The sequence below is a fragment of the Listeria sp. PSOL-1 genome, assembly GCF_902806445.1.
GTDB lineage: Bacteria > Bacillota > Bacilli > Lactobacillales > Listeriaceae > Listeria.
In genome coordinates, this window is sequence record NZ_LR760298.1 from 1,562,118 (window position 1) to 1,589,106 (window position 26,989).

Genomic DNA, 26,989 nt, shown 5'->3' on the forward strand with positions numbered 1-26,989 from the left:
GTTAATTTTTATATAAAGAGAACAGTTTGTTTGCTTCGTTATCCCAGCTATAAAGCTCTTTACTGGCCACATAACCGTTTTCTCCCATTTCCTGCATTTTATTTGGTTCATTGTACATCTTTAAGATTATATCTGCCGCCTTTTTGTAGTCAAATGGATTAACTGTTTGGCCACATTTTGTTTCATTTAATATTTTTTGGAATCCAGGAAAATCTGAGGCTAAAATAGGAATTCCTGCTGCCATATATTCAAACAATTTAGTTGAATGTGAATTTGTATTATTTGGTGTTGGATGAAGCAAACAAAGACCGACATGCGCTTTAAAATAATGCGCCCAAATATCTTTATATTTCATTCTATCCATCCAAATAATATCGTTTTTCAGCTCATGGCGCGCAATAAAATCATCCATTTTTGCTCTATCCATAAAAAGTGGGCCAATAAGCTTTAATTGAAACGCTTCTAAACCTCTATTTTTGAGCTCTAATGCTAGCTCCAACATATTCATTAATCCTCGTTGCTCGGTTAGTACACCAACATAAATGAGTGTAAAAATCTCCTCTTTTTCAATCGTTTGTCTAACAGGTGCAATCGGATAATTTAAGACATCAATTTTCTCTAGATGCGTTAGTTCACGATAGTTTTCTTTATAAGAAAGTTCTGCAAAAATAACAGCATCTACATATGACATATACTTTTTTTCTATTCGTTCCACCCATTTTGACATAAAAACGCGAAATGGTTTTGGAATCCATTGTTTTGTTAAAATAGCAGCCGGTAAATGCTCGTGCATATCATAGATCACTTTCACATTTTGACCATACGTCTTTTTTATTTTTTTTGCTAAAAAAAGTAGTTCTGGGTCATGGAAGTGAAAATAGGCAGCTTGTGAATTTTTAAAAGCGCGAAAAAGGGTTTTCATATGTTGATGCCTTTTTAACCTGCTTAATGATGGCAAAAAGTGCATCGTTATATTTTCAACGTCTTCATGCTCTTGATGATGATCTAAAGCATAAAATTCAACATGATAACCTTCGCTTGCTAATGATTTCGCTTCTTTAAAGTAAATCCGAGCATCAGACCATACGTGTACAGAGCTACACATGAAAACGGATTTTTTATTTCTACTTTTCAAGTACATCCATTCCTTTACATCGTTTTAATAGGCACTTGTTCCATTTGTCTAAGTCAAAATCAGTTTGTATTTTATCCCTTGCAGAGAGAGAAATTTGTTTTAAATCTAAATTATTTTTGATGACTGTATCTACAATTTCAACGACTTGCACAGGATTCTTTTCAGGAACTAAAAAGCCGTTCTTATAAGAATCAATTAATTCTGGAATTCCACTATGATAAGTTGAAATGACTAATTTCCCTCGTGACATAGCCTCCATTAGAACCATTGGAATTCCTTCCATATCTCCATTTTCTGCAGTTTGACTTAGTTGTAGTAAAATATCCGCTTTTTCTATAGCTTGATTAACTTCTAGCTGTGTTTTAAAGCCATGCAATGTAACCATTTTTTCTAAACCCAATACTTGGATTAAACTTTGAAAATGATCATATAACTCTCCATTCCCTAAAATATCTAAGTGAATCGGTCTATTTGTCCTTTCTCTTAATAAACTCATTGTATAAATGGCTGTTTCGATGCCTTTTTTCTCAACAAGTCTCCCAATTGTTAAAAATCTCAAGCCATCTTCATGCTGGAAAGGCGCTTGTGAAATATAACTAAATTCCTTAGTATCAACACCCATTCGGTGTAAAGATACATGACTCGGATTAGCTCCTATCTCAAGCAGCTTTTCTTCAAAATAATGACTTACTGGTAGAAGAAGAATATCGCTTTGTAATAGATCACGATAAATCTGATTTCCCCACTTTTTTACAAATGAAGTGATATCTTGTCCATGAAAGAACACCATTGTCCGTTCTTTAAGAAGACCTTCCTTCTTATAAAAATTAGCAATATTGCCATTCGGTCCATAATGAACAATAACCGCATCCACTTGTTTTCTTTTTAAAAAATAAGAAGCGCTATAAAGCAGTCGGAGTGACGATGCCATTTGACCATATTTTTTATATTTTAGCGTTTCAAACGCTAGCTTTCGATTTTGAAAAAAGAGTTTTATAAAAATAAATATCGCTTTGAACATTCTAAAAGATTTGTTCTTTGGAATTTGAAGAAAAGTCGTTTTTTCAAGCAATTGATAGCTTTCCACTCGAGCATGATTTTCCGTATTTCGTGCCTTTTCCCAGGCTAAAATTTCAACGTCTACACCTTGATCAATCAAACCTGTGATTTGATTTAATATAAACGTTTCAGATAGTTTTGGAAAACTAGAAATAAAAAATAATACTTTCACATCAATCTCCCTTTTTCCTCGTGATTTTTCTTTAAAAATTGTTTAATCGTGCGATAATCCGTTAAAAATATAAGTGCTGCATAACTTACCATCCCTAAGACAGTACAAGTTATTATATCAAGAATTAGTGGAAGTGTAAAAAACGTTTTAAACAAATAAATGACTCCCCCCATAATTAAAGCATTCCCAATTATTTTGGCTTGAGACTTTGTAATTTGCCAAAGTTCTTGCCGGAAAGAAACTTTCTTGTACAATGAAAAGGCAGCCAAAGTAGCAGAAAACATAGCCGTAATAAGTGGTGAAACCATCAATGAGATAACGCCCAATTTGAACGCGCCTAAAAACAAAAATGAAATTTGAAAAACGACACTTATGACACCAATTTTAACCGGAGTAACGGTATCTTTAATGCTATAAAATATGCGAAACACCATTTCTTTAAATACAGTAAACGGAAGCGCTAGTGCAAGAAAAAATAAAAATTCGAAAACGCGTGCACTTGACTCACTTCCAAAACTACCTCTTTCAAAAAGGATAGCAATGATTTCATGTCCTAAAACAATCAATCCTACGACAACAGGAATAACAATTAAATTAAATAATTTTATATATTGAACGAACTTTTCCTTCCCTGTTTGAAGCGATAATGCAAAGCTTCGACTAAGGTTTGGATAGATCATTGATAACAAATTCGTGATAATCAGCATTTGGAAAATACTCATAATTTGGTTAGCGTAAGTCATGGTTGATACATAACCTACTCCAAAGTAGCTACCTAAAGTGCTTGGTACTAAGATGGTTAACTGATAAATTGAAGCACCAACAATTGAAGGTAGTGTTAATTTTAATAAATTTCGATATTCTGTTGAACGAAAGTTGAATTTAAATTTAAATTTATAATCCCATTTACGATTTCCCCATACAAGCAGTAAACTTTCGATTAAAAATGAACAGCTAACAGAAATCGCTACTTGATATATTGTAAGTTCGGGTGCGCGAAATAAAATAAATAAATAATTTAGTACAATGGCTACTAATCCAGCAAATTTCACCCATATAAATCTGCCTTGAAACTCTAAATAAGAAGTTTGAAGCCATGAATACATTCGAAAAATTTGGCCAATCCCCATAATAAAGGTTAATAAATAAGTCATATAGTAAAACAAATGATTTTCTTTCCAATGAAAATAATTCATACTAATAAATCCTAGAGAATAAGTAATTAACAGGACTGTCAAGCTTACCATCATAATCGTGATAACATATGAATTTAAAGCTTCCTTTTTATCTTCATCACGATTTTCTTTTATTTTTGCTAAAAAAGGGATGATAACAACTGGAATCGAAGCTCCACCAATATTTACAATAGCAATCATAATTAAATTAGCTAGGTTAAAAGCATCCATCATACTTGACGTTCCAAAGTATTTAGCTAGTAAAGTTGTTCTTAATATTGACATCGTCTGCGTTAAAACAGTAAAAATAAGAACCGCTGAAAAAACACCTGTTATTTTTTTATTTAGCAAAGTAACCACTATCTCCTATTTTAAATTCTTTTATTATAAAGACTGAATGAAAGAATGTCCTTTTTTCCTAGAATGACAAGTCGCGGGTACACCGATAGCTAAACTATAACTTGGCACATCTTTTATCACCGTTGCACCTGCGCCAACGATACTATTTCCCCCTACAGAAAGCCCTTGAATAATCGTAGCTCCTGCGCCAATAAAAGTACGATCTTGTATACGCACATTCCCACAAAGCGTTGCATTTGGCGAAATATTAACAAATGAGCTTATTGTAGATTCATATTCAACAACGCTATTTGATAAAAGAGTCGTATGATTTCCAATTTTTGTACCGTGCATCACTGTTGCATGAGCTGAAACATAGCTACCTGCACCTAATTCTGCCGTTTTGTCAACATAAGCACGTGGATGTACAATCGTAGCGTAGCGGTTGCTTGGAATCCCTAATCTTTTTTCAACAACAAAACGAGCTTCCACATTTCCAATAGCCAAAATAAAATAAACATCTTCATTCGCTAATAATCTACTATAACTTAAAGGAGCTTCAAAGCCATCGTGTAGTGTTTTAGGCTTGAGTACTTTATCATCAAGGAAGCCTAAAAAGCGATAACCCAAATCAAATTGTTCGACAACATTTTTCAACATTCTTCCCTGTGACCCATAACCAATAATTACTAAATTCTTAACCTTTATATCTCCTTGCTGTAAAGACTTCATCTTGATTAACTCCCTTCCTCATTAATACAACACTAATGGTTTGAATAATGATTTTTATATCTAATGCGATTGAATAATGATCTACATATTGAACATCAAGGCTAAATTTTTCTTTCCAGTCAATCGAATTTCGCCCATTAACTTGTGCAAGACCAGTGATACCTGGCTTTACTTCTAATCTTCTTTTCTCAAAATCACTGTAGAGAGGTATATATTCTGTAGTTAGTGGCCTTGGCCCCACTAGGCTTATATCTCCCCTTAAAACATTTAAAAGCTGTGGAATTTCGTCAATACTCCATTCGCGTAACACTTTGCCAACCGGACTGACTCTTTTCTGCTCTCCCATTTCGGTATTATCATCTGTATCATACATTGATTTAAATTTTATTTGATAAAACTTTTTCCCCTTTAACCCTGCACGCTCTGCTACATAAAATGGGTTCCCACGATAGTAACAAGCTAGAAAAACACTCAAAATTAAAAATGGTACCAAAAGGATCAACATAATAAACAGTGAAATCACATAATCTACTGTTGTTTTAAACCATAAGTTTTGTCTTTTCACGTTGTCAACTCCTCTATTTTAAAGCTAGCTCTTTTCTATTCGTTTTATTACTACGACCTACTGCTTCATAAATAACACCTGCATCAAGCATTTCTTTTTGATTTAGACAATTTCTTCCATCAAGTACGATTGGTTGTTTCATTGATAATAGAAACTGAGTAGACGATATATTTTTTATTTCATTCCATTCTGTTAAAATAAGAGCTGCATCTGCATCTTCCAAAGCTTCCTCAATTGTCTCTGCACTATTGACAGCGCTATTAAATACAGCTTTGTTTTTTGAAATAATTGGATCATAAGCTGAAACCTGTGCATTATGCTTTAATAACTCAGCAATCATTTTAAGTGCAGGGGCTTCTCGGATGTCATCTGTATCTGGCTTAAATGCAATCCCTAAAACAGCCACTTTTTTCCCTGCTAATGTTCCTACTTTATCTAAAAGCTTTTCAAAGAATAGCTTTCTTTGGTTCTTATTTACTGTGATAACTTGCTGTAAAAGTGAAAAACTTAAACCTGCTTCGTTAGCAATTTGTAACAATCCATTTGTATCTTTTGGAAAACACGAACCACCATAACCAATACCTGCATTTAAGAAGCGATTTCCGATTCTTTGATCCATACCCATACCTTTACTTACTTCTAAAATATCGGCTCCAATTTTTTCACATAGATTTGCCATTTCATTAATAAAACTGATTTTAGTTGCTAAAAATGCATTTGAAGCATATTTAATTAATTCTGCGCTTTCTAAGTTTGTAATCACCATTGGAATATCAAATGGTTTATTGATTCTTTTTAAAACTTCAATTGCTGCTTCATCACTTGAACCAATAACAATTCGATCGCCGTTAAATAAATCATGTAGCGCACAACCTTCACGTAAAAACTCGGGATTAGAAACTACAGACACTTGATGTGATGCTTTCTCGTTCATCAAATTTTGTAAGTCTTGGTTTGTTCCAACTGGCACAGTGCTTTTGACAACAATAATTGTCGGTTGCTTAATGGCTGCTGCAATTTCACTTGCTGCTTGATTAAAATAACGCATATCAATTTTTCCTGCCGCATCACTTGGTGTTCCGACAGCCAAATAAATGGCTTCAGCACATTCTGCTCCCACCTCAAAGGAAGTTGTAAAGCGTAACCTGCCATTTGTTTTATTTTTTATAATTAGCTCTTCAATTCCTGGCTCATAGATCGGTGATTTCCCTTTATTTAATTGTTCAACTTTTGCTTCGTCAATATCAATACATGTAACATGATGTCCAATCTCTGCTAAGCCAACGCCTGTTACCAAACCAACATATCCTGTCCCAACAATGCTGATATTCAACCTTTCTTACCTCCCTCAGCCGCAGTTTGTTCAATAATAGCAAGCAAATTTTTCGCTGCTGTTTCTGCGCTAAACTCTGTATATGCAATCTCTTTAATTTTACTTTGTAAGCTTTGTAATTGTTCTTTTTCTCCCATTAATTTTACTAATCTATCCGCTAGTTGCTGAGGATATTTGTAATCTACGTAATAACCAATTTCATGTTTTTCAACAATATCTTTCGTCCAGCCATTTGAATTGACAATAATCGGCTTTCCAGCAGCTAATGCATCGAAAAATTTGTTTGGTGAATTTGTAGCTAGTATCGGCTTGGGTAAAAAACTAGTTATCGTAATATTTGCTAAATCCACGTAAGTTGGCACATCACGTTTCGTAATCATGTCACTAAAAATTACATTTTTAAGCCCTTTTTGTTTACTAACCGCTTCTAAATGCGGTTTTGTCTTGCCATTACCGACAATTAAAAATTTAATATTATTAATATCGCATTTTTGCAAAATCTCTGCTGCATCAAGTAAATATTGCAATCCATTCGCTTCTCCCATTGCTCCAATATGCGATACCACAAATTCTCCCTTAAGGTCCCATTTGGAAATGAGTTCTTGCTTTAATGTCTGATTGATATTTGCTTCTGTAAAAAGTTCTAAGTCTGCTAAATTAGGAATTACAGACGTTTTTTTAGTAGGAATCCCGCATTCATGGACACCTTTAGCCATTCCTGGCGAAAGGCAAATGACATGTGCTGCTTTTTTATAAATTCGTTTTTCAACATAACGCAAGAAATTTTGTACGATCTTAGACCGAATGTAACCCATTTGAATTGGTGCTTCAGGCCATAAATCTCGCACTTCAAAAATAAATGGTGCTTTTAGCTTTTTACTAAGTCGCATAGCAGGAATTCCAATCGTTAACGGTGTCGAAGTTGCAAAAATCAAATCAATGTTCGTTAACTTTTTGCCAATTTCTTCAGCTTGTCGCATAAATCTCAAAAATTCGGAAATCCGCTTTCTTTTATTCAGAAAATTGCTGTAATTACTTTCTACTGCCAAAATATTCACTCCGGCAATTTGGTAATATTTAACGCCATTCTCGACTTTATAAGGCTCTTCTTTTTTCATGAAAGCATCTGTTGTGATAACTGTGACATGATGCCCGTATTCAACTAATTTTTGTGAAAAGATAAAACTACGAACAGATGTAGAAGAAGACAATGTTGCAAAATATTGATGCAGATATAAAATATTTAATGGTTTGCTACTTTTACTTAATTGGGAATGTTGACTTTTTTCCATACTGCTTTTTCCGTCGAATTAATTGGACTATAAATCAATTCAGCTTCTTTTAACTTATCAGAAATGATGTAATAGCCTTTTCCTTCTTTTTCTTCGCCTGGTTTAAGTACTTCATTAATATTTTTTAGATTACCTTCTGCATAAAAATAATGTTCGTCATTATCGGATAAAAAGAAATCAGCAGCCACAATGCCTTGTTCTTTTTTTGAAATGTTTTTTACTTTATAAGAAACAACTAATCTTTTTTTATTCTTTTGATCACTATCTTGTATAGCAACCTTCGTTGGTGTAATCTGCCATGAGGCTGTTTTTTTCGTCGTTAATTTTTGTTCTTTTGGTTTAGCATTATCAGAACATGCTGTTAATCCAAAAAGCAACATCAATAAACTTACTATATAACAAATTTTCTTCAATTAACTCGCTCCTTACTTAATATTATTCAACCAAAAAGACTTTAAAAGTCTTTTTGGTTGAATGAAGTAGACTCTTATTGAACGACGTCAACACTTATTCTGTTAATTTCTTTATATGCGTTGTTAACTAATACAACTTCAACTTTATCATCAGCTGTGATTTTTAGATTGCTTAAGTTTTCAAATTTGTATTTGCCATTTTCTGCTACTGCTTGAGTTTTAACTACGCCATTTACAAATAGACGTACTTTAAATCCTAGCGTACCATATGAGCCTGTTAGGTTATCTGTACCTAATTTGTAGCTGCTATCTACTGTTAATGTGTCAAGTCCTGCTGCGTTAGAAACTTCTACAGCTACTCGTTTTACTTCTTTATATTGTGAATCTACTGCAACAAGCTCTACTTTATCAGTTGCTGCTGTGATAAAGCGATCTACATTAGCAAAGCTGAATGTTTTAGTTGCTTCATCTGTAGTTGCCTGTGCTACTACCTTGTCGTTAACGAAAAGACGAACTTTACTGATGCCCTTACCATATGAACCGCTAAGTGTTTTATCACCTGCGTTATACGGATTGTAGCTAAGTGTATTTAATTCTCCTTCAAGTTTAACGGATTGACGATTAATTTCTTGATATTTAGAGTTTACTGCAATCACTTCTACTTTATCTTGATTTGAAGTAATAAATTGACTAACGTTTTTGAATGCATATTTACCTGCGCTATTTGTTGCTTGTGCTACGATTGAACCATTTACAGCTAGACGTACTTTATATACGCTTGTTCCGTGTGTACCTTCTAAAGTTTCGCTACCCATTGTATAAGGTTGAACTGTAAGCTGATTTGCTGTAGAAGCTTCAACCTCTACGTCACCACGATAAATTTCTTCATAACGTTTGTTTACTGCAACAACTTCTACTTTATCAGTTGGACCTGTGATAAGGTGATCTGCATTAACAAACTTAAATGTGTGTGTGCTTGGATCTAGAGTTGCTTGTGCTTTAACTTCGCCGTTTACAAACAAACGAACTTTATAGGCTACGTCTTCGTACTTACCTGTTAATTGCTCAGCGCCAAAGCTATATTTATCCGCTGAAAGTACTTTGATGTCTTCGCCAGTAACTTTAACTGGTAACGTTTTTACAGTTGCATAATTTTTATCAACACCAACAACTTCTACTTTGTCATTTACAGATAGAACTAATTTATCCACATTATTGAATGTGTAAGTTCCATCTTTCGTTGTAGCTTGTGCAACAACTTCTCCATTAACAAATAGACGTACTTTAAAGATGTTTGCTCCATATGATCCACTAAATGTTGTTGTACCAACTTTTAATGATTCAGGAACACTTAAATCAGTTTTTGTTGAACGTGAAACTGTTTTTTCTGCTGCTTTAGAGATGTTTCCTGCAGCATCTACAAGTGTTACATTAACTACTGTTTTTTCTGCTTGTGGTTTGATGCTAATTGAGAATTGGCCATCTTCACCTACAGTAGCTTGGCCGATTTCTTGACCATTTACTTTAGCAATTGCAGTGGAACCTGCTTCACCTTTACCAGTGATCGCTTTATCATCAGCAGTGATGTTGTTAACGATTGGCATATCAGGTGCAGTAACGTCTTTTACTTGAATAACTTTTGGCTTACTTACTTGGTCACCCTTTGTAAGAGTCATTGTTACAGTATAGCTTGGTAAAAGTTTATCGATAAGAATTGAGAATTTACCAGTAGAATCAACTGTACCAACATATGGGTTCTTAACAGCTGAACCATCTTTATCTGCTATAACAATTTTGAAATCAGCATTTGGTGTAGCTGTTCCTTCAATTTTTGTAGATTGATCTGTTATTTCGTTAACGATTGGTTGTGGTAAGTCTCCAGGTAAAACAGTCTTAGTTGTTGCGTCCCCTTTTACTCCTGATGGTTTAATTTGGATAACTTTGATTTTTGATCCTTCAGCTTGAGCTGGAATATCCACACTAAACGTACCGTCTTCAGCAACACTTGCAGTTTTAGTACCACCTGTTGGAAGTGTAACTTCTATTTTATTACCGTACGTTCCTTTACCTTCTAGTTTAATGGTATCTGTGTAAATATCGTTAACAGTAGGTGCAGCTGGTTTAACAGCATCTTTAACTAAGATTTCACTTACTTCACTGACTTTACCATTTCCAGAAGTAACTGCTTGTACTTTATCACCATATTCTGGTTTAGCAATTTCAACTACAAAATGTCCTTTATTGTCTGTATTTGTTACATAAGCTTGTTCACTACCACCTGGTTTGATTACTTTGATGTTTACATTAACAGCTAAATCTGCTTCACCTGTGATTGTTGTGCTGTCATTTGTTACTTCATTAATAGTAGGTTTTTCTAATTCACCTTGTCTAACTGGCAAAGAAGTTACTTCATCACTTGTATTTCCAGCAATATCTTGGTTAGCAACACGAACGACATGTCCCATGATTTGACGAGGTAATTTAACAGAATAATTTCCTTCATTGTCTACTTGACCTTTAACAACTTGGCCATCTTCAGTTGTTAGAATAACCGTTGTATTAGGTTCTGCTTTACCTGTTGCTAAGTTAGTATCTGTATAAATTGGGTTAATTGTTGGTGCATCTGGAGGTGTCACGTCTGTATTTTTTAAAGATACATTCGTAATATCCATTTTATCCCCTGCAACCCCTACGTGTGCATAGGCAATCACAACACGAACATCTTTGGTTTCTGGCGCTACATAAGTGATCTTTTTATCGCCATTTGGTTTTTCTTCGCCTGAGATTTTGTCACTAACTCCGTACATAATTCTTCCTGTTCCCTCTGCTGTGAATGAGAACTCATAAGTTTCCCCTTTTTCAACGTGTACAGTTTGGCTTATAGTACCTAGATTATCACTTTTGTTATATAGATAAACGCCGTTATCAATTTGCTTAGCGAAAGTTTTATGTCCTAAAATAAACTCACTATTTTCATTCTTGCTCATTTCAGGTACTAAAACCCCATTAAAATAAGCGTCCCAATATTTAAACCCTACTGCAGTAGATTCAAAATCCTTTAACATATTCACAGGTGTAACTGAACTTGAGAATAATGATGTTTTAACACCAGTGCTTGGTGCCGCGCTAACTGCTGCTGGTAATGAAGTAACAGCTGATGAAGCTAATACGTTCAACGCAACAAACATTGTAGCACCTTTCTTTAAAAATTTAACTTTTTTCATAATTCTAAATTTTCCTCCTTTTTAATATCTTAGATCGTACTGAAATTTCACTCCCGACGATCACCCCCTTCAAGATTTGGAAGATGAAGTACGATCAATCTCTTCTTTCAAACCGTTTAAATCTAATATTTTCCATGGCTTAGTGCTCGTATCAATAATTCCTTGATTTTCTAATTTAACAATATAATTTGAGACAAGCTGTCGCGAGCAAAAGCAACAAGCTGCTATCATTTGTATATTTAGAAATAATGGTAGAGAATATAAATTTGTGCTCTCTTCCTTTAATGAGTGAAGCAAAAATTGTTGAATTCGCTTTTTAGGAGAAGGCGACAATAATTCGTTTAAAAACTTTCTTTCGTTGTTTTCTTCAACTAAAATCTCAAAAAAGAAATTCGCGAGCAAACCTTCTTTCTCTAAAAAATTAAATAACTCCTCTTGATTAAAAACATATATATACGAAGATGTTAAAGAATTTATTGTTATTTTTTGCTTAATGTATAAAGAACCAATGAGTATCTTTTGCTCACAAATAAATTTCACATTACAATCACTCGTACGTGTAAATATCCCTGTATTTAAGAAATACACTTCCCCATCGTGAGGAATCAGAAATTCTCCTCTGCTAAACCTTATTCTTTTGCTATTCACATTTCTCTTTATATGCTCAAAGAACATATCATCTTTTGAAATCAGTGTTTGAAATTCAGTAAATTCCACTATTATATCCTCTCTTTTTTTGATGCTAACGTTAGTTTAATCTGCTGATCCAAACAATAAAATATAAGATATTGTTAATAAATGACATATTAGCGAATTAATGTTAAGGTTTATCATTTTTTCATGGATATTCAGATTAAGTTTTTAAATATTGATTAAGATCTGCTTTACTAACTGCACAAAACCCTTTTTTCAAAAGAACGACATATTTAGCGATACAAAATTCAGCTGATATATTTTTGTTCTTAGCAAAGGTTGTGCAAGAAAAAGTACTTTTCTTCATTTTATTCAGCTCTAACTCTGCTAACATGTTGAAAAGCTGGTATTTTAGATATGCTATATCACTTGCTTTATAAAGTAAATGAGATTCTGTCATATTTTTGATCGACCTGCCTTCTTTTTAGCTCCTTGTGACATAATAACCTAAAACTTTATGCTTCGTTTTTGTAGTTATCTTCATATTTAAATGAATTGTGACTTTTTATTGTCGAGTTGTGATGCTCACTTCCTTTCTTATAACATAATAACCTAAAACTTTATGCTTTATTTTTATAGCTCTTTTTGTTTTTGAATGAATTGTGACTTTTTATTGTCGAGCTATGTTTTTTCTATTTACTTAAAAGATAATAACGCAAAACTTTATGCTTTGTTTTTACAACTCTCTTCGTTTTTAAATGAATTGTGACTTTTTATTGTCGAGTTGTCATTTATTATTACCTTCTTAAAAGATAATAACGCAAAACTTTATGCTTCATTTTCACAACTCTCTTCGTTTTCAACTGAATTGTGACTTTTTATTGTCGAGTTGTATTTCTTTATTACCTTCTTGAAAGATAATAACCTAAAACTTTATGCTTCGTTTTTATAGCTTCCTTCATTTTTGAATGAATTATGACTTTTTATTGTCGAGTTATGCTTACTAGCATAAAACGCTATTCTTTATCTTTGTAATTCCCTTCATACGTAAATAAAATGTTTCTTTTTAGTGTCTATTTATCGTTTCTTCTATCATTAGAATACAATACTTAATTCAAGTGATTACCTTCTCTATCAACCTAAATAGTTTGAAATCTATATAAAATCTTATATAATAACTGTATTATAAAAATATCGTTTCGAAGGAGCCTAAGTATGAATATTTATCACTTAGAAGACGATTTATTTCAACAATTAAGTTTTAAAAAAGCTTTTGAAGCTAATAAGTTAACCGACTGGAGTAAGCTTATAGCTCCTGATCCTAAACATTTAGAAGACTTTTGGAACAATATAGCCAATTTAACTATTCTTGATAATGATATTTTTATTGTTGATATTGATTTAAAGCTTACCTTTTCTGGTATTGATTTAGCTAGTTCTATAAGAGAAAAAAACAAATTATGTTATATCATCTTTTTGACAAACGATATAGACAAAGGCATTGATACAATAAATCGTGCTATCTATCCCTATAAATATATCATTAAATCTTCATTAGATAGTGGCTATACAGAATTAATTACTGAACTGATCAAAATCAAACAAATGAAATTGGAAGATGACACCATTCTTAAATTTAAATTAGGTTCAGAGTTAAATTTAATCTCCATTAGAGAAATAAATTACTTCCAAAGCTTAAAAGGTTTTAGGTCGACTGCAAAAATCCATTTAATCTATGGACAACAACTTGTTGAAAAAAAATTAGCATTTTTTAAAGCATTAGCGGAGCCTTTCCATTTCTATAATGGTTTACGCGATCTGTCCATTAATATTCACAACATTAAAAGAATGACAGCTACTGAAGAATATATTGAATTCAATAATGGTGAAAAACTTTTTATCAGTTACCGAAGTATTAAGAAAGTTGAACAATTTATCAATGAAATGTTTTAATTGTTCTTTTTAGTTAGTCCTAAGTACTAACTAAAACAAAGAAGAAAAGATTTAATGAGAGAAGTCTTCCAATTTGTAAAATTGGTGGACGTCCATCCTTAGTATGAACGTACCCTACTGCCAAACTACACCGTCGAGTAAAAAGCTTGTCCAATAGATTATCTCTAATGGATGAATAATATGCTTTGTACGTCACCAAACTCGACTCGATCAATGCGGATTACAAATGTTATCGTTACAACGGCTGTGTTTCGATTATACAATTCAAGCACAGTGTCTATCTGCCAAATGGGCGTGAAATCATGCCATCCTAAAATCTCCTGCATAGAAATATTTCATATCAGCACAAGCTTTAGAATAAGAAATGTCGTCACTCTAGATAGACGAACTAGCTTTTGCTTACTTGAAAAACTCATTTGAAGTTTACTAATTTCTCCGTTCGTGGATGAGAGCACGTGAAAAAACAAATTAGGTTTTGTGCTCTCTTATGGCGGCAAATTGATAAACTATCCCCCAAAGGTAAGTAAATTCTCAAGACACAAGCAAACACGCCTCTAAAAATCAAACAACTGATTTTTAGAGGCGTGTTTTTTCTTTGGACTATCGTGGCACAGTTTCTGTATCAACTTAATTTACAAAAAGAATAAATGAAATAGGTTCATGAAGTATTATTTTCTTTGTTTCTTTAACTTATAAATCAAAAAGAAAATAATACCTATCAAAATCAATATAAGCAGTCCGCCTAATAACATATAGAGCCAAGTATAATCTTTTTTAACATCTACTGCTTGGTTATTAAAATCGTTTGCTTGGTCGCCTTTGATTGTAAAGTCTTTCTCAAATTTCCATTTAGAACTTCCAGATGTGGCAAGCCCTTTAAAAGTATACTTCCCAGGCTCAAATTTTTTATTGTTTAAATGGACAGCAAAATCAAAGTTAGAATTTGGAGCCATTCGTAGATTATCTAATGTATTCTCATACAAGGGTTTAGTTCCTTTTCGCTTGTATACTTTTCCTGTAATCTTGAGGTCTTTAATAATCGTTGCTTTATTATTTTGGATATTTGCTTTAAGCACATTGCGATAATTTACTTGTCCTGGTTCTACTTTATTTAGTCGTAAATGAGGTTGAACCTTTTTATCAGTCTCACTTAATTGAACTCCTATGGTATAAGAATAATGATTGAGAACTTGACTCTTTTCACTTTTCTTTTTTTTGCCCGCATCTTCCTTTTCTGTAAAATACAAACCGCCTAAAATAACACCATCATATTCTTTAGCTGGCATCTTTACATGTATTTTAACAGTTTTTGTTGTTTTAGCAGGAAGTTCAACTTCTTTAGGAGCTACAGCGAGATCGCTAAAAGCATATTTAAGGGAATCATCTTTCTTTTTACTCTTATTATTATACTCTACGATACCATTATCATTTGTAATTGCCGTATTAGCGCTCATTACAATGATCATGTTTTTAGCTGTATTATTCTGAAGTTGAACTTGTAAATCTTGTTCCTGACCAGACTTCATCTTCAAATCAAAATAAGTTTTGGAAGTATCTACCTGATTTTCAGGGATTATCGCTTGAACAGAAAAGTTCATTTCAGCTGCTAAAACTGGTTTTATTGGAAGACACAGTATAGCTAATATTAATGCTATTGTAGTCACTTTTATCCATTTATTCAATTTAATTCCTCATCCTTTAAGCAGGTGTATCTGCTAAATTCCAAGTTAGTGATGTTGTGTATTCACCTTGTACTTTTTTTGTTTTTCCTGGCACAGTTACTGACACTGATTTTTGGCCAGCTTCAGCATCACTACCAAAACTATCTACCCAAATGCCGGTTCCTTGATCAACCTGCGCATTGATAACATCGGAAGCTGTTCCTGGCGTTAAAGAGATTTCTTGATTAGCAGTTGGTGCTATCCCATCATCAGCTGAAGTCATTGTTCCATTATCTAGCTTAAGAACTGCTCCAGTCAGAGAATCATTACTTTCGTTTTTAAACTGTTCATCTTCAGTAACTGTTAAGTGCCAACCAGCATTAGTACCACGTTTATCTGTTACTTGAACAAAGTTAGCTTTATCTCCATCTAGTGCAGCATAATAAACTTTATTGCTACCAGATGTCTTTTGTTCCCCAAACTTAAAGTCTGAAACATGATCAATCGTCAACGTTCCCTGTTCATCTTTAACAAATCCAATACTTCCTTTAGATGTTAATGAACTACTGTCATCAGCAAATGCCACATGATTAAACAAACAAACTCCACTTACAGTAATAACTCCTGCTACCAATACTTTTATATTTTTCATTATTAATTTCTCCTTTTCAATTTTTATGCGGGTGTATCTAATAAATTCCAAGTCAATTCAGTTGTATATTGTGCACCTTTTACTTTTTGAGCAGAAACAGGAACAGATAAAGCTACGCTTTTAGTAGCAGCCTCTCCTTGTCCAAACTCATCTACCCAGGTACCCATGCCTTGACCTTCTTGAGCAGCGATCACATCTTGTGCAGCACCTGGAGCCTCTGTTGTTCCTGGTACAAGTATAATTTTATCTTTTGGTGTAGGGGCTACTGAGTTATTATCCGAAGTCGTTACGACATGTGGATTACTTAAAGAAAGCTCTGCTCCCTTTAATACATTATTAGACGCTGTTGAAAATTGAGCCCCTTGTTGCACTTGTAATCTCCACCCAGCATTCGTTCCACGTTTATCTGTTACTTGGATATAATTTGAACGTTGCACAGTGCTACCATCTTTTAATTTTAGTGAATCCAATTGGGCATAATATGTTTCACTTTTAGCTGAAATAATTTGTTCACCAAAATGAAAATTAGAAACATAATTGATACTAAGTGATCCATCCGTGACCTTTTAAAAATTTTATCATTATATACCGCTTGCTAGTGCTTTACTTATATCAGTTCATAATAAGAAGCATGAACTTTTTCAAATAGTTTAGAATACGGGCTGATTCCAGTAAACTCAGAAATGGTGCTTTCCACTCCTTTTTCCTTGATTGATTTTTGCAATAAGCAAGCTTCCTCATCATTTGGGTTTTTAAAATGAAGAGCGGCTGCAATTGCGCTTGCCAGTGCTTTTGGTGTTTCATTAAAAGCTTCAACAAATTGTCTTGCAGGTTGAACAAAGCGGTCTTTTTCTCCTATTTTGCGAATTGGCGAGCGACCTACACGATCGACATAATCTGAAATGTTTGGGTTCTTAAAACGTTGAATAATTTTATCAATATATGCTTGATGTTCTTTATGTGAGAATTTAAATTTCTTCTCAAGTAGTGCTCCGGTTTCTTCCAAAGCACTACGCACAGCGAATAGTATTCGCTCGTTATGAATAGCTGCTTCAATGGAATCAATTTTTCTCATATAGCCAAAATATGCCGTTACTGCATGCCCTGTGTTTACAGTAAACAATTTACGCTCAATATAAGGAGTCAAGTCATCAACAAACTTTAACCCTGCGATTTTTGGTAACGAAGCATTGCTTGGTTTTTCAACTACCCACTCAAAAAATGGTTCAACGAGTACAATTAATGGATCCTCATTTGTTTGATTAGGAACGATTCGGTCTACTGCCGCATTTGGAAAATATACAAACCGATCAGCACGCGCCCTTCCTTCTTTAGAAAGATAACGATAAACTTCTTTCTGCAAAAGGTCAGATCCTCCAATCATATTCTCACAAGCAATGACAAAAAGTGGCTTTTCTCCGCGCAAGTCAATTCCGCTTGCTATATCTTTAGCAATTTTTGGTAAAACACTAGCACCAACCGCTGTTGTAACAATCTCTGCTTGGCTAATTGCTTCTACTAATTTATCTGTTTCAGTGACACTGTTTAAAGCGCGAACCCCTTCTACTGTCATTTGTTTTTTCTCTTGATCAGCAAGAACAACTTGGTAACATTTTTTTATGTTTAGCTCATCGACTATCTTTTGATTAATATCTGCAAAGACAACATCGTAACCAGCTTGATTTAATAACAGGCCAATAAAGCCGCGTCCAATATTGCCGGCACCAAAATGAACGGCTAGTTGATTCATACGACTTCACTCCCGATAAAATAATCGATGATTGTATTTTCATTTGTAGCCTGGATCAATCCTTGAACATTCTCTTTTTCAGAACATACCAATGCAATATTCGAAAGTAAATTAAGATGTTTCTTTTCAACGCCTGCAATGCCAATGATGATTTTTGTTTCATTCCCATCAAATGAGACGCCATTTGGGACTTGTAAAAGAACAATTCCAGAGTTTTTGATCGTCTCTTTTGACTCGTTTGTCCCATGTGGAATAGCAACCATATTGCCAATGAAAGTAGAGGTTAGTTTATCACGCTCAATCATTGCCTCAATATAAGCTTCTTCCACATATCCTCTTTCGAACAGTAAACTTCCCGCCGCACGAATAGCTTCCTCTTTTGTTTTAAAATCTTGGTTTAAGCGAATATCTTCATTTTTTAACTCAATCATTTTTTATTTCCTCCTAATTATTTATTTTCATCTAGAAATTGGTTTAATTTATAAATCATATATTGCGTTATTTCCTTAACATCACCATTTTCAAAAATCGCTACTGTTTCTTCATTTTCAATTAGAAGACTGCTAACATAACTCAGTACTTCAAGCCCTTGCTTGGAGAATTTCTCCGGCGCAAGCATGACAATAAATGTTTCTGCAACCATCATTTTACCGTTCATCGTAGAGACCTCTATGCCCTCACTTAATGAAAAAATCTGAAATAGTGGTCTTGTTATCGACTGATTTCGCGCATGAAAAAGCGCCATTTTTGTTCCGTCAATTCCAAATCCATTCCATTTTGTTCGTGAAAAAAATGATTTTAACAATACTTCAACCTGCATCTTTTGCTCTTTTTCCATCATTCGCGTTAAAATGGCTCGTAACATATCTTTTAAATGATGACTTACTTGATTAATTTTGACCACTTGGAAATTCTTCAAAATATCAAGCACTGTCTCTGTATAGACTTGTCTGTTTTCCAAATGGTGAATGGCTTCAAGCATGGTTAGTTGCTGCTCTTTACTTGCATCATTATAGTGATAGAATGTCGAGCCTTTATCACGTAAATAAAGTTCAATTCGAGAAACTTCTCGTTCTGATAGCATAGGTGATACTAAAAAGTAATCAAACGGCACATTTCCAAGATCAATCGTTGAGATGATAACATCAAATGGATAATTTTCAGCTTTTTGTTTCCATTCGAAAAGGGATACTGTTTCTAGTTTTTTTAATTTCGGTATCGCTTGTTTTAGTCTTGTAACAAGCATTCTGGATGTCCCTATGCCACTTGCACAAATAACGATACCTGAAAAACTCGTTTTTTCTTCAAGTGAAAGAAGAGCTGCACCAAAATGTAAAACTAAATAACCAATTTCTTCTTCTGGAACCATTCCACCATAAATCGCTGTAAATTCCTCTTTAACCACGTCAAAAAGCATCGGGTAATCCTCTTTAATCGATATAACAAGCGGATTATGAATACGCATATTCCCATTTAAACGTCGGAGTGCCGGGCGTAGATGCGCAGTTAAACCTTTTAATAATGTGCCTTCTTTAAATGAGCGTTTAATCCGTTGTTCTACTCTTCTAATGAGTTGCTTAGAAATTTTTACTGCTAAAAGATGTTCATTCCCTAAAAAATCCGTTTCATTAAAGTCAGTTGATTTAGCACTACGAAAATGCATCGTTACATAGATGATTTCTGAAACGGGGACAACTTCTTCTACCTCTAAACATTCGGCTAAAAGAGATTTCGCCATCTGAAATTCTGGGTACGCTTCAAACTCATTTGTGTTTTTATTTTCTAAGTAATGCCCTGTAAGCATCCGTTGAACTGAAACAGTAATATGGATGACTAAAGCAAGGTATGCTTCATCTGTCATTTTATAATGTAAATTAGCTCGCCAATTTCGTACTCGTTGTTCCACATTTAAGATCAATTCTTTATCTATTAAATGAAGTAAACGCTCATCTACAAGTTTGCCAATTTCATCTTTTTCTTGAAATAAAGTAAATAAAATTTTTTGTGGAAATTGTTCAGCGATGATATCACTAAGAAGAACACGCTTCTTAAATTCATCGCCCCGAAGCCAAATACCAGACCCTCGCCTTCTTTCAATTCCAACGCCTTCAGGGAGCTCATCTTCTAGCTTAGTTAAGTCATTGCTAATGGTTGAAACAGTGACAGATAAATCATTGGCAAGTGAAATAAGCTTGACAACCTCTTCTTTTAAAAGTGTTTTTAGAATGAATTGTTGTCTTTCAAGTGGCGTGAATTCGTTATAAGATAGATCCAATAATTGCCATTTAAAGCTTTGTTTATCGGAATCACTTCCTTGTATATAAAAAACTTGATCGTTTCCACGTTCAAGCGATAAATTATAACGCTTTAATATTTCAGTGATGTCTTTTAAATCTCGTCGAATTGTTCGTGCACTAACAGACATGTACTCTTCCAAATGGTTCATTGTTATCTCTTCTTTTGACATGAAGATGTATTCTAAAATTAATCGCGCACGCGCCGGCATATACATATTCCAAATCCCTTTCTAATTTGCTAATTGAGCAACTAGTTCATCATATTTTTGGCTGTTTAAAAAATTATCTACTGAAATATGATAAGCTTTTGGTAATTTTTCAGTAGCACGTCGCGTTAAATCTTTATGTGTGACGACAATATCCGCATCATCTGGAAGTTGCGCAATAGCAAAATTGACAACTTCAATATCTAAACCTGCTTTTTTAATTTTATTTCGTAAGACAGAAGCTCCCATCGCACTTGATCCCATGCCTGCATCACAAGCAAAAATAATTTTTTGCGGATAATTTGGAAAAGCAGCTGCTATATTAGTACTTGTCACTGCTTTTTTACCTTTTAATGCCATCATTTTTGTTTCAGCATCTGCTAAGCTTTTATCTGTTGCCTCTGAAGTTTTCATAATCAAAGCAGACACTAAGAAAGAAACAGCTGCTGCAACAAGAACACCTAAGCTAATTCCAAGATATTCCCCGCGCGGTGTCATCGCAAAAATTGCCAAAATACTACCCGGCGATGCTAGTGCAACTAAACCTACACCAAGGAGCGAGTAAGTGGCAATACCTGCCATGCCACCAAGAATTGCAGAAACAATTAAAAGTGGCTTCATTAAAATATACGGAAAATAAATCTCATGAATTCCACCTAGAAATTGAATGGCAATTGCGCCAGGCGCTGTTTGTTTAGCTGTTCCTTTTCCAAAAAAGGTATAAGCAAGGAGAATACCAAGCCCTGGTCCTGGATTTGCTTCCACAAGAAACAAAATTGACTTCCCAAAGTGTGTCGCTTGATCAATCGCAATAGGACTCAAAACGCCATGATTAATTGCGTTATTTAAAAATAAAACTTTCCCCGGTTCAACAAATAGGCTAACAAGTGGTAACAAATGTAAGCTCATCAATGCCGAAACGCCCACTGCCATCCATTTATTCAACATTTCAACAGCCGGGCCAACTGCTAAGAAAGATAAAATCGCTAAGATGGCAGCTAAAATGCCCGCCGAAAAATTATTAACTAGCATTTCAAAGCCTGCTTTTATTTTTCCTTCATATAATTTATCCAGTTTCTTCATTAAATAGGCTGATAACGGGCCCATAATCATCGCACCAAGAAACATCGGGATATCTGTTCCGACAATAACACCCATTGTAACCATCGCACCGATAACTCCGCCTCTTGGCCCATAAACTAGTTTTCCACCTGTATAACCAATTAATATCGGTAACAAATACGTAATGGTTGGATCTACTAGTTTCGCTAACTCCTTATTAGGTAGCCAGCCTGTCGGGATGAACAGTGCCGTAATCAGCCCCCATGCAATGAAAGCTGCAATATTAGGCATAATCATCCCACTTAAAAAACTACCAAATTGCTGCACTTTTACTTTCCATCCAGCTTGTTCTGTATTCATAGTCATTCCCCCTAATTTTCTTAAAGTGACAAGTTTTCTTTTGAAGGTGCTTGTGCGCTACCTTTATTGTATGTTTTTTGCAAGCGTTTTCGCAACAGAATAAAAATAAGTTTTTGTCCAAACAGGTCGGTCAAAATTGCTTTTGTTCTTTGTGAAGATCCGCTATATTTATTTTCTTAAAAATCGAGTTGGTCTACATGATACTCTAGACTCTAATTTTGCTTATTTTTAGCATTCAAAATGAAAAAGAAAAATAGCCTTGTTTACGATTTTTAAACGCTATCGTAACAGGCTATCGAATATAAATTATTTTTAAAAAGATTAAACTAGTATTGCTTTAAACAGAACGATTGAAACAAACTCTCTAAAAGTGGGGCATAAACCAAAGTCTCCATGCTTTTTAATGACATGGAATCGAACGAAAGCATCTCATTTTATGCCCCACTTAGAAATAGGCTAATAAATAGAGTTAATTAACAACGACATCAAAAGCAGTTGTTAAATCTCCACCATAAGACAAGTTAATATGTGTTTTACCACTCACGCCTTCAGCTGCTTTAATTACAATGCTAGATCCTTGTGGAGTAACTGAAACATTGTTATTGTCCGTAGTGATATTTAGATTTTCAGCTTTTACAAATTCTTTTTGCTGAGGGGTGAAATCGTAAAATGGTTTCTCACCGAAATCTTCATCTATCCATTCGATAGGGATTTCAACTTGTGTTCCTTGTTGAATGGTTTGTGTATTAATCGGTTTGATTGCAAATTGGGAGCTTAAGCCGTGTCCATCAATAAAGTTGGCGTTTAGATTATTTGGATTTAGTTTTTCAGCAACGGCAGGGTATGTTGTCAATAGATTAGATATTAAAGAAATGCTAGATAAATTTGGAAGATTTAACAGCTTATCAACATTTGTGTAATCTTTAATGTTATTAGATTCTACATCAAGGTCGATTAACTTTTGGCAATGTGACAGATCGGGAACATTGCTTAAGTTATTATTATTAAAGTTAGCATACCTTAAGTTTTTAGCGCCTAAAAGAGTTGGCGCCTCTTCTAATCCAAAATTTTCCAGGCTGATTTGTTGCAAATGAAGAAGATTATCTAAATTACCAATTGTTTTGATACCTTTTGAAGTAGAGTAAAAAATTTCAAGGGTTCGCAAGCTACTTAAAGATCCTAAAATAGTTTCAGAGTTATCGACAGTTGGCTCAGCTTCAATGCTTAGAATTCTTAAAGGTATATCCTTTAGCGGAGAGAGAGAACTTAACTGCACATCAGGAATAATAAACTGAAAGATTTCTAATTTCGTTAGATTTGCTAAAGGGGTGGTATCAAGAACTTTAGCACCCTCATTAGGAGCTGCTATCAATAGTTCAAGCAAGTTAGGCAAATGAACCAAATCTGTTAAAGTTGTCACACTACCTGCAGTTTCTAGAAATTTAATTTTATTTAAATTTTCTTGTGTCAAATCAGCATCTGTTGCACTATGTCCTAAAATTGGCGATAATGCTCCCTTTACTGCCGCTTTAATCCCTGGATCTTGAAACTCGATAATATCATCTTTCGGGGCCGCGATACTCTCTTTATTTTCCGCGTAAGCAACAGTTGGAAACTGAGGCAAAACGATACTCCCAGCTAACAAAGCTGGAGCCATGATAGACATAACAACCTTTTTTTTCATTCAATCATCTCCTAAATTTTTTTAAATCCCAAAAGTTGGCTTTTTACAACACCCGGGTTTAGCGCTACTTTTGTGACTTGAATCACATTATATAGGATACGATTATGAAATGCAAATATTTCCATTATATAAACTAAACAAAAAATTTGTATAATCAAAAAATTTTTTATAAGTATTTTTTATCCTAAGGTAAAAATGATATCCTTTAAAGGCTTCTAAATGAAACGTAGCACTCAAATAATGACGGATTCCATGAAATAAGCCCTTAAAGGTGATTTTCCTAGTAAACTTGTGTAAAATAAAAGGCGATCGAGCACTTAGAAAGGAGAATCATTTTTGAGTAAAATTGAAGTTAAGAACCTAACAAAAATCTTCGGTAAAAAAACTTCAAAAGCTTCTTCATTACTTTCTCAGGGAAAATCAAAAACTGAGATTTTAAAAGATACTGGCGCAACAATTGGTGTTAATCAAGCATCATTTTCAGTTGTAGAAGGAGAAATCTTTGTTATTATGGGACTTTCAGGAAGTGGAAAATCTACGCTTGTCCGCTTATTAAATCGCTTAATCGAACCTACTAGTGGAGAAATTTGGCTTGATGGACAAGAGCTTTCCAGTATGAATAAAAAGAAGCTTCTTGAAGTTAGAAGAAAAAGCATGAGCATGGTCTTTCAAAGTTTTGGCCTGTTTCCGAATCGTACCATTTTGCGTAATGTAGAATATGGACTTGAGGTGCAGAAAATTGCGAAACCCGAACGTGAGAAAAAAGCCAATGAAGCGCTTAATTTAGTTGGGCTGACTGGTTATGGTGAACAATATCCCGCTCAGCTTTCTGGCGGTATGCAGCAGCGAGTCGGCTTGGCACGTGCTCTTGCTAATAATCCTGATATTTTGTTGATGGATGAAGCCTTCTCGGCACTGGATCCATTAAACCGTAAAGATATGCAAGACCAATTGCTTGAACTACAAGATAAAATGCAAAAAACCATTATTTTCATTACACACGATTTGGATGAAGCGCTACGGATTGGTGACCATATTATGATCATGCGCGATGGCTCTGTCGTTCAAACAGGTACCCCAGAAGAAATACTTACTAACCCAGCGAATGAATATGTCGAAAAGTTTATTGAAGATGTAGATCGTTCTAAAGTATATACAGCAAGCAACGTCATGATCCGCCCAGAAATCGTTAATATTGAAAAAGATGGCCCTCGTGTTGCTTTACAAAGAATGCGTGAAGCTGGAACATCCAGTATTTTTGTTGTGAAGAAAAATCGCGAACTAGTAGGGATTATTCATGCAAGTGAAGTTTCTCGCTTAGTCAAAGATAAAATCACTTCATTGGATTCAGTGATTCATACAGACATCCCAACAACAACTGAAGAGACACCTTTAACTGAATTAATGGATCAAATTTCAACAACATCTATCCCTGTTGCCGTCATAAAAGATGGCAAGCTCCGCGGCATTATCATTCGTGGTTCTGTACTTGCCGCACTTTCTGGAAATGAGGTGAAACAAAATGCCTAGTATCCCTCTTGCTAGTTGGATTGATAACTTGGTTAATAGCTTAACGCAATTTGAAGGCTTCTTTAATGTGATTACGAATATTATTGGTGGCATCGTCAATACTTTTCAATGGATATTTGATTTGCTCCCACCTTGGTTATTTATTATTCTTATTGTCGCATTAACCTTTTGGATCAATCGCAAAAGTAAAAAATGGGCGCTTATTGTTTTTGAATTACTAGGTTTATTACTCATTTGGAACCTTGATTTTTGGCGTGATATGACGCAAACATTAACGCTTGTCTTAACGAGTAGCTTAATTGCTTTAATTATTGGTGTTCCACTTGGTATCTGGATGTCAAAAAGCAATATTGTTGAAGCGATCTTTAAACCTATCCTTGATTTCATGCAAACAATGCCTGCTTTCGTTTACTTGATTCCTGCTGTAGCTTTCTTTGGTATTGGGATGGTTCCAGGGGTTGTTGCTTCGGTTATTTTTGCAATGCCGCCGACTGTTCGGATGACAAATCTTGGTATTCGCCAAGTATCTACTGAACTCGTTGAAGCTGCTGAATCATTTGGTTCGACATCTTGGCAAAAACTATTCAAAGTACAACTTCCAATGGCAAAATCCACAATGATGGCAGGGATTAACCAAAGCATCATGCTAGCACTTTCCATGGTTGTTATCGCATCAATGATTGGCGCAATGGGGCTTGGTACAAAAGTTTATTTTGCAGTCGGTCGTAACGATGCAGGTGGCGGCTTTGTTGCTGGGATTGCGATTGTTATTGTAGCTATTATTCTCGATCGTTTAACACAAAGCTTTAATAAAAAGGCAAACATCGATAACTAAGGAGGTTTTTACATGCGAAAGAAACTAAGCCTGTTTGCTACATTATGTGCGTTTCTTCTTATTTTATCATCTTGTGGAACGAAACTTGCTGCTTATGATCCTAAAGAACCTCTTGGTAAACAAATCAACTACACCATCACAGGTATCGATGCTGGAGCTGGAATCATGCTTTCTACACAAAAAGCTCTAAAGGCCTACAAATTGGATAAAGCAAATTGGCAACTGCAAACAAGTTCAACCGCAGCAATGACCAGTACACTTGGAAAAGCCATTAAAGATAAACGTCCAATTGTTGTAACTGGCTGGACACCGCACTGGATGTTCACCAAATATAATTTAAAATTTTTAAAAGACCCTAAAAACGTTTATGGCAGTGCTGAAAATATTCATACCATTGTGCGTAAAGGATTAAAAGAAGATAAACCATCTGCTTATGAATTTCTAAATCGCTTTAACTGGACAAAAAATGATATGTCTTCGGTTATGCTAGCCGTTAATAATGGCGAATCACCAGAAAAAGCTGCTAAAAAATGGATTAGCAAAAATCCAGATAAAGTTGCTACATGGACAAAAGGAATCAAAAAAGCAAATGGGGATAAGATTAAACTAACTTATGTTGCATGGGATTCAGAGATTGCTTCAACGAATGTTGTAAGCGAAGTACTTAAAACCCTAGACTATAAACCAACCATCCAAGCAATGGAAATCCAACCAATGTGGGCATCTGTTGCAACAAACGCTGCTGATGGCATGGTAGCTGCTTGGTTACCCAATACATCTGGCATTTACTACAAAGATTATAAAAAAGATGTGGAAGACCTAGGGGTTAATTTAAAAGGGGCAAAAGTAGGTCTTGCTGTTCCAACATACATGAAAAATATTAATTCAATTGAAGATTTGAAATAGCGAAAAGTACCAATTAAGTAA

22 protein-coding genes and 1 pseudogene are annotated in these 26,989 nt (G+C 34.5%); 4 read left to right on the forward strand and 19 right to left on the reverse strand.

Annotated features, from left to right (window positions below; translation table 11 throughout):
- Position 1 precedes the first annotated feature (1 nt).
- From G6Q10_RS07620 to G6Q10_RS07670, 11 genes are all read right to left on the reverse strand, one after another.
- A complete protein-coding gene (locus G6Q10_RS07620; protein WP_163654765.1) occupies positions 2 to 1,135 on the reverse strand; it encodes a glycosyltransferase family 4 protein in 1,134 nt (377 codons plus the stop codon).
- Positions 1,125 to 2,366, reverse strand: a complete 1,242-nt coding sequence (locus tag G6Q10_RS07625) for a glycosyltransferase (RefSeq protein WP_163654767.1) — start codon at positions 2,364 to 2,366, stop codon at positions 1,125 to 1,127. The genes G6Q10_RS07620 and G6Q10_RS07625 overlap by 11 nt, the downstream gene beginning before the upstream one ends.
- Positions 2,363 to 3,892, reverse strand: a complete 1,530-nt coding sequence (gene murJ, locus G6Q10_RS07630) for a murein biosynthesis integral membrane protein MurJ (RefSeq protein ID WP_163654769.1) — start codon at positions 3,890 to 3,892, stop codon at positions 2,363 to 2,365. Before murJ ends, G6Q10_RS07625 begins: the two co-directional genes overlap by 4 nt.
- Positions 3,893 to 3,925: 33 nt before the next feature.
- Positions 3,926 to 4,612 carry an acetyltransferase gene (locus tag G6Q10_RS07635; RefSeq protein ID WP_163654771.1) on the reverse strand — a complete coding sequence of 229 codons (687 nt, stop codon included), beginning with the start codon at positions 4,610 to 4,612 and terminating at the stop codon, positions 3,926 to 3,928.
- Positions 4,578 to 5,177 (reverse strand): sugar transferase, encoded by a 600-nt coding sequence (locus G6Q10_RS07640; protein ID WP_232057806.1) that lies wholly within the window; start codon positions 5,175 to 5,177, stop codon positions 4,578 to 4,580. Before G6Q10_RS07640 ends, G6Q10_RS07635 begins: the two co-directional genes overlap by 35 nt.
- A gap of 13 nt (positions 5,178 to 5,190) precedes the next feature.
- Complete coding sequence (locus tag G6Q10_RS07645) at positions 5,191 to 6,510, reverse strand: UDP-glucose dehydrogenase family protein (RefSeq protein WP_163654773.1); 1,320 nt, start codon at positions 6,508 to 6,510, stop codon at positions 5,191 to 5,193.
- Positions 6,507 to 7,802 (reverse strand): glycosyltransferase family 4 protein, encoded by a 1,296-nt coding sequence (locus G6Q10_RS07650; RefSeq protein ID WP_163654774.1) that lies wholly within the window; start codon positions 7,800 to 7,802, stop codon positions 6,507 to 6,509. The genes G6Q10_RS07645 and G6Q10_RS07650 overlap by 4 nt, the downstream gene beginning before the upstream one ends.
- Entirely contained in the window at positions 7,775 to 8,215 is a 441-nt protein-coding gene (locus tag G6Q10_RS07655) for a DUF4352 domain-containing protein (RefSeq protein WP_163654777.1), read from the reverse strand. The genes G6Q10_RS07650 and G6Q10_RS07655 overlap by 28 nt, the downstream gene beginning before the upstream one ends.
- Positions 8,216 to 8,289: 74 nt before the next feature.
- On the reverse strand, positions 8,290 to 11,439 hold the full coding sequence (locus tag G6Q10_RS07660) for an Ig-like domain-containing protein (protein ID WP_163654778.1): 3,150 nt from the start codon (positions 11,437 to 11,439) through the stop codon (positions 8,290 to 8,292).
- A gap of 69 nt (positions 11,440 to 11,508) precedes the next feature.
- On the reverse strand, positions 11,509 to 12,156 hold the full coding sequence (locus G6Q10_RS07665; RefSeq protein ID WP_163654780.1) for a Crp/Fnr family transcriptional regulator: 648 nt from the start codon (positions 12,154 to 12,156) through the stop codon (positions 11,509 to 11,511).
- Positions 12,157 to 12,292: 136 nt separating this feature from the next.
- Positions 12,293 to 12,532: a hypothetical protein gene (locus G6Q10_RS07670; RefSeq protein ID WP_163654782.1), complete on the reverse strand. Its 240-nt coding sequence runs from the start codon at positions 12,530 to 12,532 to the stop codon at positions 12,293 to 12,295.
- Positions 12,533 to 13,287: 755 nt separating this feature from the next.
- Between G6Q10_RS07670 and G6Q10_RS07675 the strand changes: the two genes are divergently transcribed.
- Positions 13,288 to 14,025: a LytTR family transcriptional regulator DNA-binding domain-containing protein gene (locus tag G6Q10_RS07675; RefSeq protein ID WP_163654784.1), complete on the forward strand. Its 738-nt coding sequence runs from the start codon at positions 13,288 to 13,290 to the stop codon at positions 14,023 to 14,025.
- A 668-nt stretch (positions 14,026 to 14,693) separates the two neighbouring features.
- Here G6Q10_RS07675 and G6Q10_RS07680 read toward each other — a convergent pair.
- The 8 genes and pseudogenes from G6Q10_RS07680 to G6Q10_RS07715 all read right to left on the reverse strand — a co-directional run bounded on the left by G6Q10_RS07680 (position 14,694) and on the right by G6Q10_RS07715 (position 23,697).
- Positions 14,694 to 15,707, reverse strand: a complete 1,014-nt coding sequence (locus G6Q10_RS07680; RefSeq protein WP_163654786.1) for a WxLIP family cell surface protein — start codon at positions 15,705 to 15,707, stop codon at positions 14,694 to 14,696.
- A gap of 16 nt (positions 15,708 to 15,723) precedes the next feature.
- Positions 15,724 to 16,338, reverse strand: coding sequence for a WxL domain-containing protein (locus G6Q10_RS07685; RefSeq protein ID WP_163654788.1), 615 nt, complete (start codon positions 16,336 to 16,338; stop codon positions 15,724 to 15,726).
- 23 nt (positions 16,339 to 16,361) lie between these two features.
- A pseudogene (locus G6Q10_RS07690) lies at positions 16,362 to 16,886 on the reverse strand (WxL domain-containing protein); the annotation flags it as partial.
- Between the two features lie 59 nt (positions 16,887 to 16,945).
- A complete protein-coding gene (locus tag G6Q10_RS07695) occupies positions 16,946 to 18,088 on the reverse strand; it encodes a mannitol-1-phosphate 5-dehydrogenase (protein ID WP_163654790.1) in 1,143 nt (380 codons plus the stop codon).
- On the reverse strand, positions 18,085 to 18,519 hold the full coding sequence (locus tag G6Q10_RS07700; protein ID WP_163654792.1) for a PTS mannitol transporter subunit IIA: 435 nt from the start codon (positions 18,517 to 18,519) through the stop codon (positions 18,085 to 18,087). The genes G6Q10_RS07695 and G6Q10_RS07700 overlap by 4 nt, the downstream gene beginning before the upstream one ends.
- A gap of 17 nt (positions 18,520 to 18,536) precedes the next feature.
- Positions 18,537 to 20,534, reverse strand: a complete 1,998-nt coding sequence (locus G6Q10_RS07705; protein ID WP_232057807.1) for a BglG family transcription antiterminator — start codon at positions 20,532 to 20,534, stop codon at positions 18,537 to 18,539.
- 81 nt (positions 20,535 to 20,615) lie between these two features.
- On the reverse strand, positions 20,616 to 22,019 hold the full coding sequence (locus G6Q10_RS07710; protein WP_370519527.1) for a PTS mannitol transporter subunit IIBC: 1,404 nt from the start codon (positions 22,017 to 22,019) through the stop codon (positions 20,616 to 20,618).
- Positions 22,020 to 22,482: 463 nt separating this feature from the next.
- Entirely contained in the window at positions 22,483 to 23,697 is a 1,215-nt protein-coding gene (locus tag G6Q10_RS07715) for a leucine-rich repeat domain-containing protein (RefSeq protein ID WP_163654797.1), read from the reverse strand.
- 336 nt (positions 23,698 to 24,033) lie between these two features.
- Between G6Q10_RS07715 and G6Q10_RS07720 the strand changes: the two genes are divergently transcribed.
- From G6Q10_RS07720 to G6Q10_RS07730, 3 genes are read left to right on the forward strand one after another with little or no spacing between them, the layout of a single operon-like run.
- Positions 24,034 to 25,227, forward strand: a complete 1,194-nt coding sequence (locus G6Q10_RS07720; RefSeq protein ID WP_163654799.1) for a quaternary amine ABC transporter ATP-binding protein — start codon at positions 24,034 to 24,036, stop codon at positions 25,225 to 25,227.
- Positions 25,220 to 26,062 (forward strand): ABC transporter permease, encoded by an 843-nt coding sequence (locus G6Q10_RS07725; RefSeq protein ID WP_163654801.1) that lies wholly within the window; start codon positions 25,220 to 25,222, stop codon positions 26,060 to 26,062. The genes G6Q10_RS07720 and G6Q10_RS07725 overlap by 8 nt, the downstream gene beginning before the upstream one ends.
- 12 nt (positions 26,063 to 26,074) lie before the next feature.
- The gene (locus tag G6Q10_RS07730) at positions 26,075 to 26,968 is read left to right on the forward strand and encodes a glycine betaine ABC transporter substrate-binding protein (RefSeq protein ID WP_163654802.1); all 894 of its coding nucleotides are present in this window, start codon (positions 26,075 to 26,077) and stop codon (positions 26,966 to 26,968) included.
- Positions 26,969 to 26,989 lie beyond the last annotated feature (21 nt).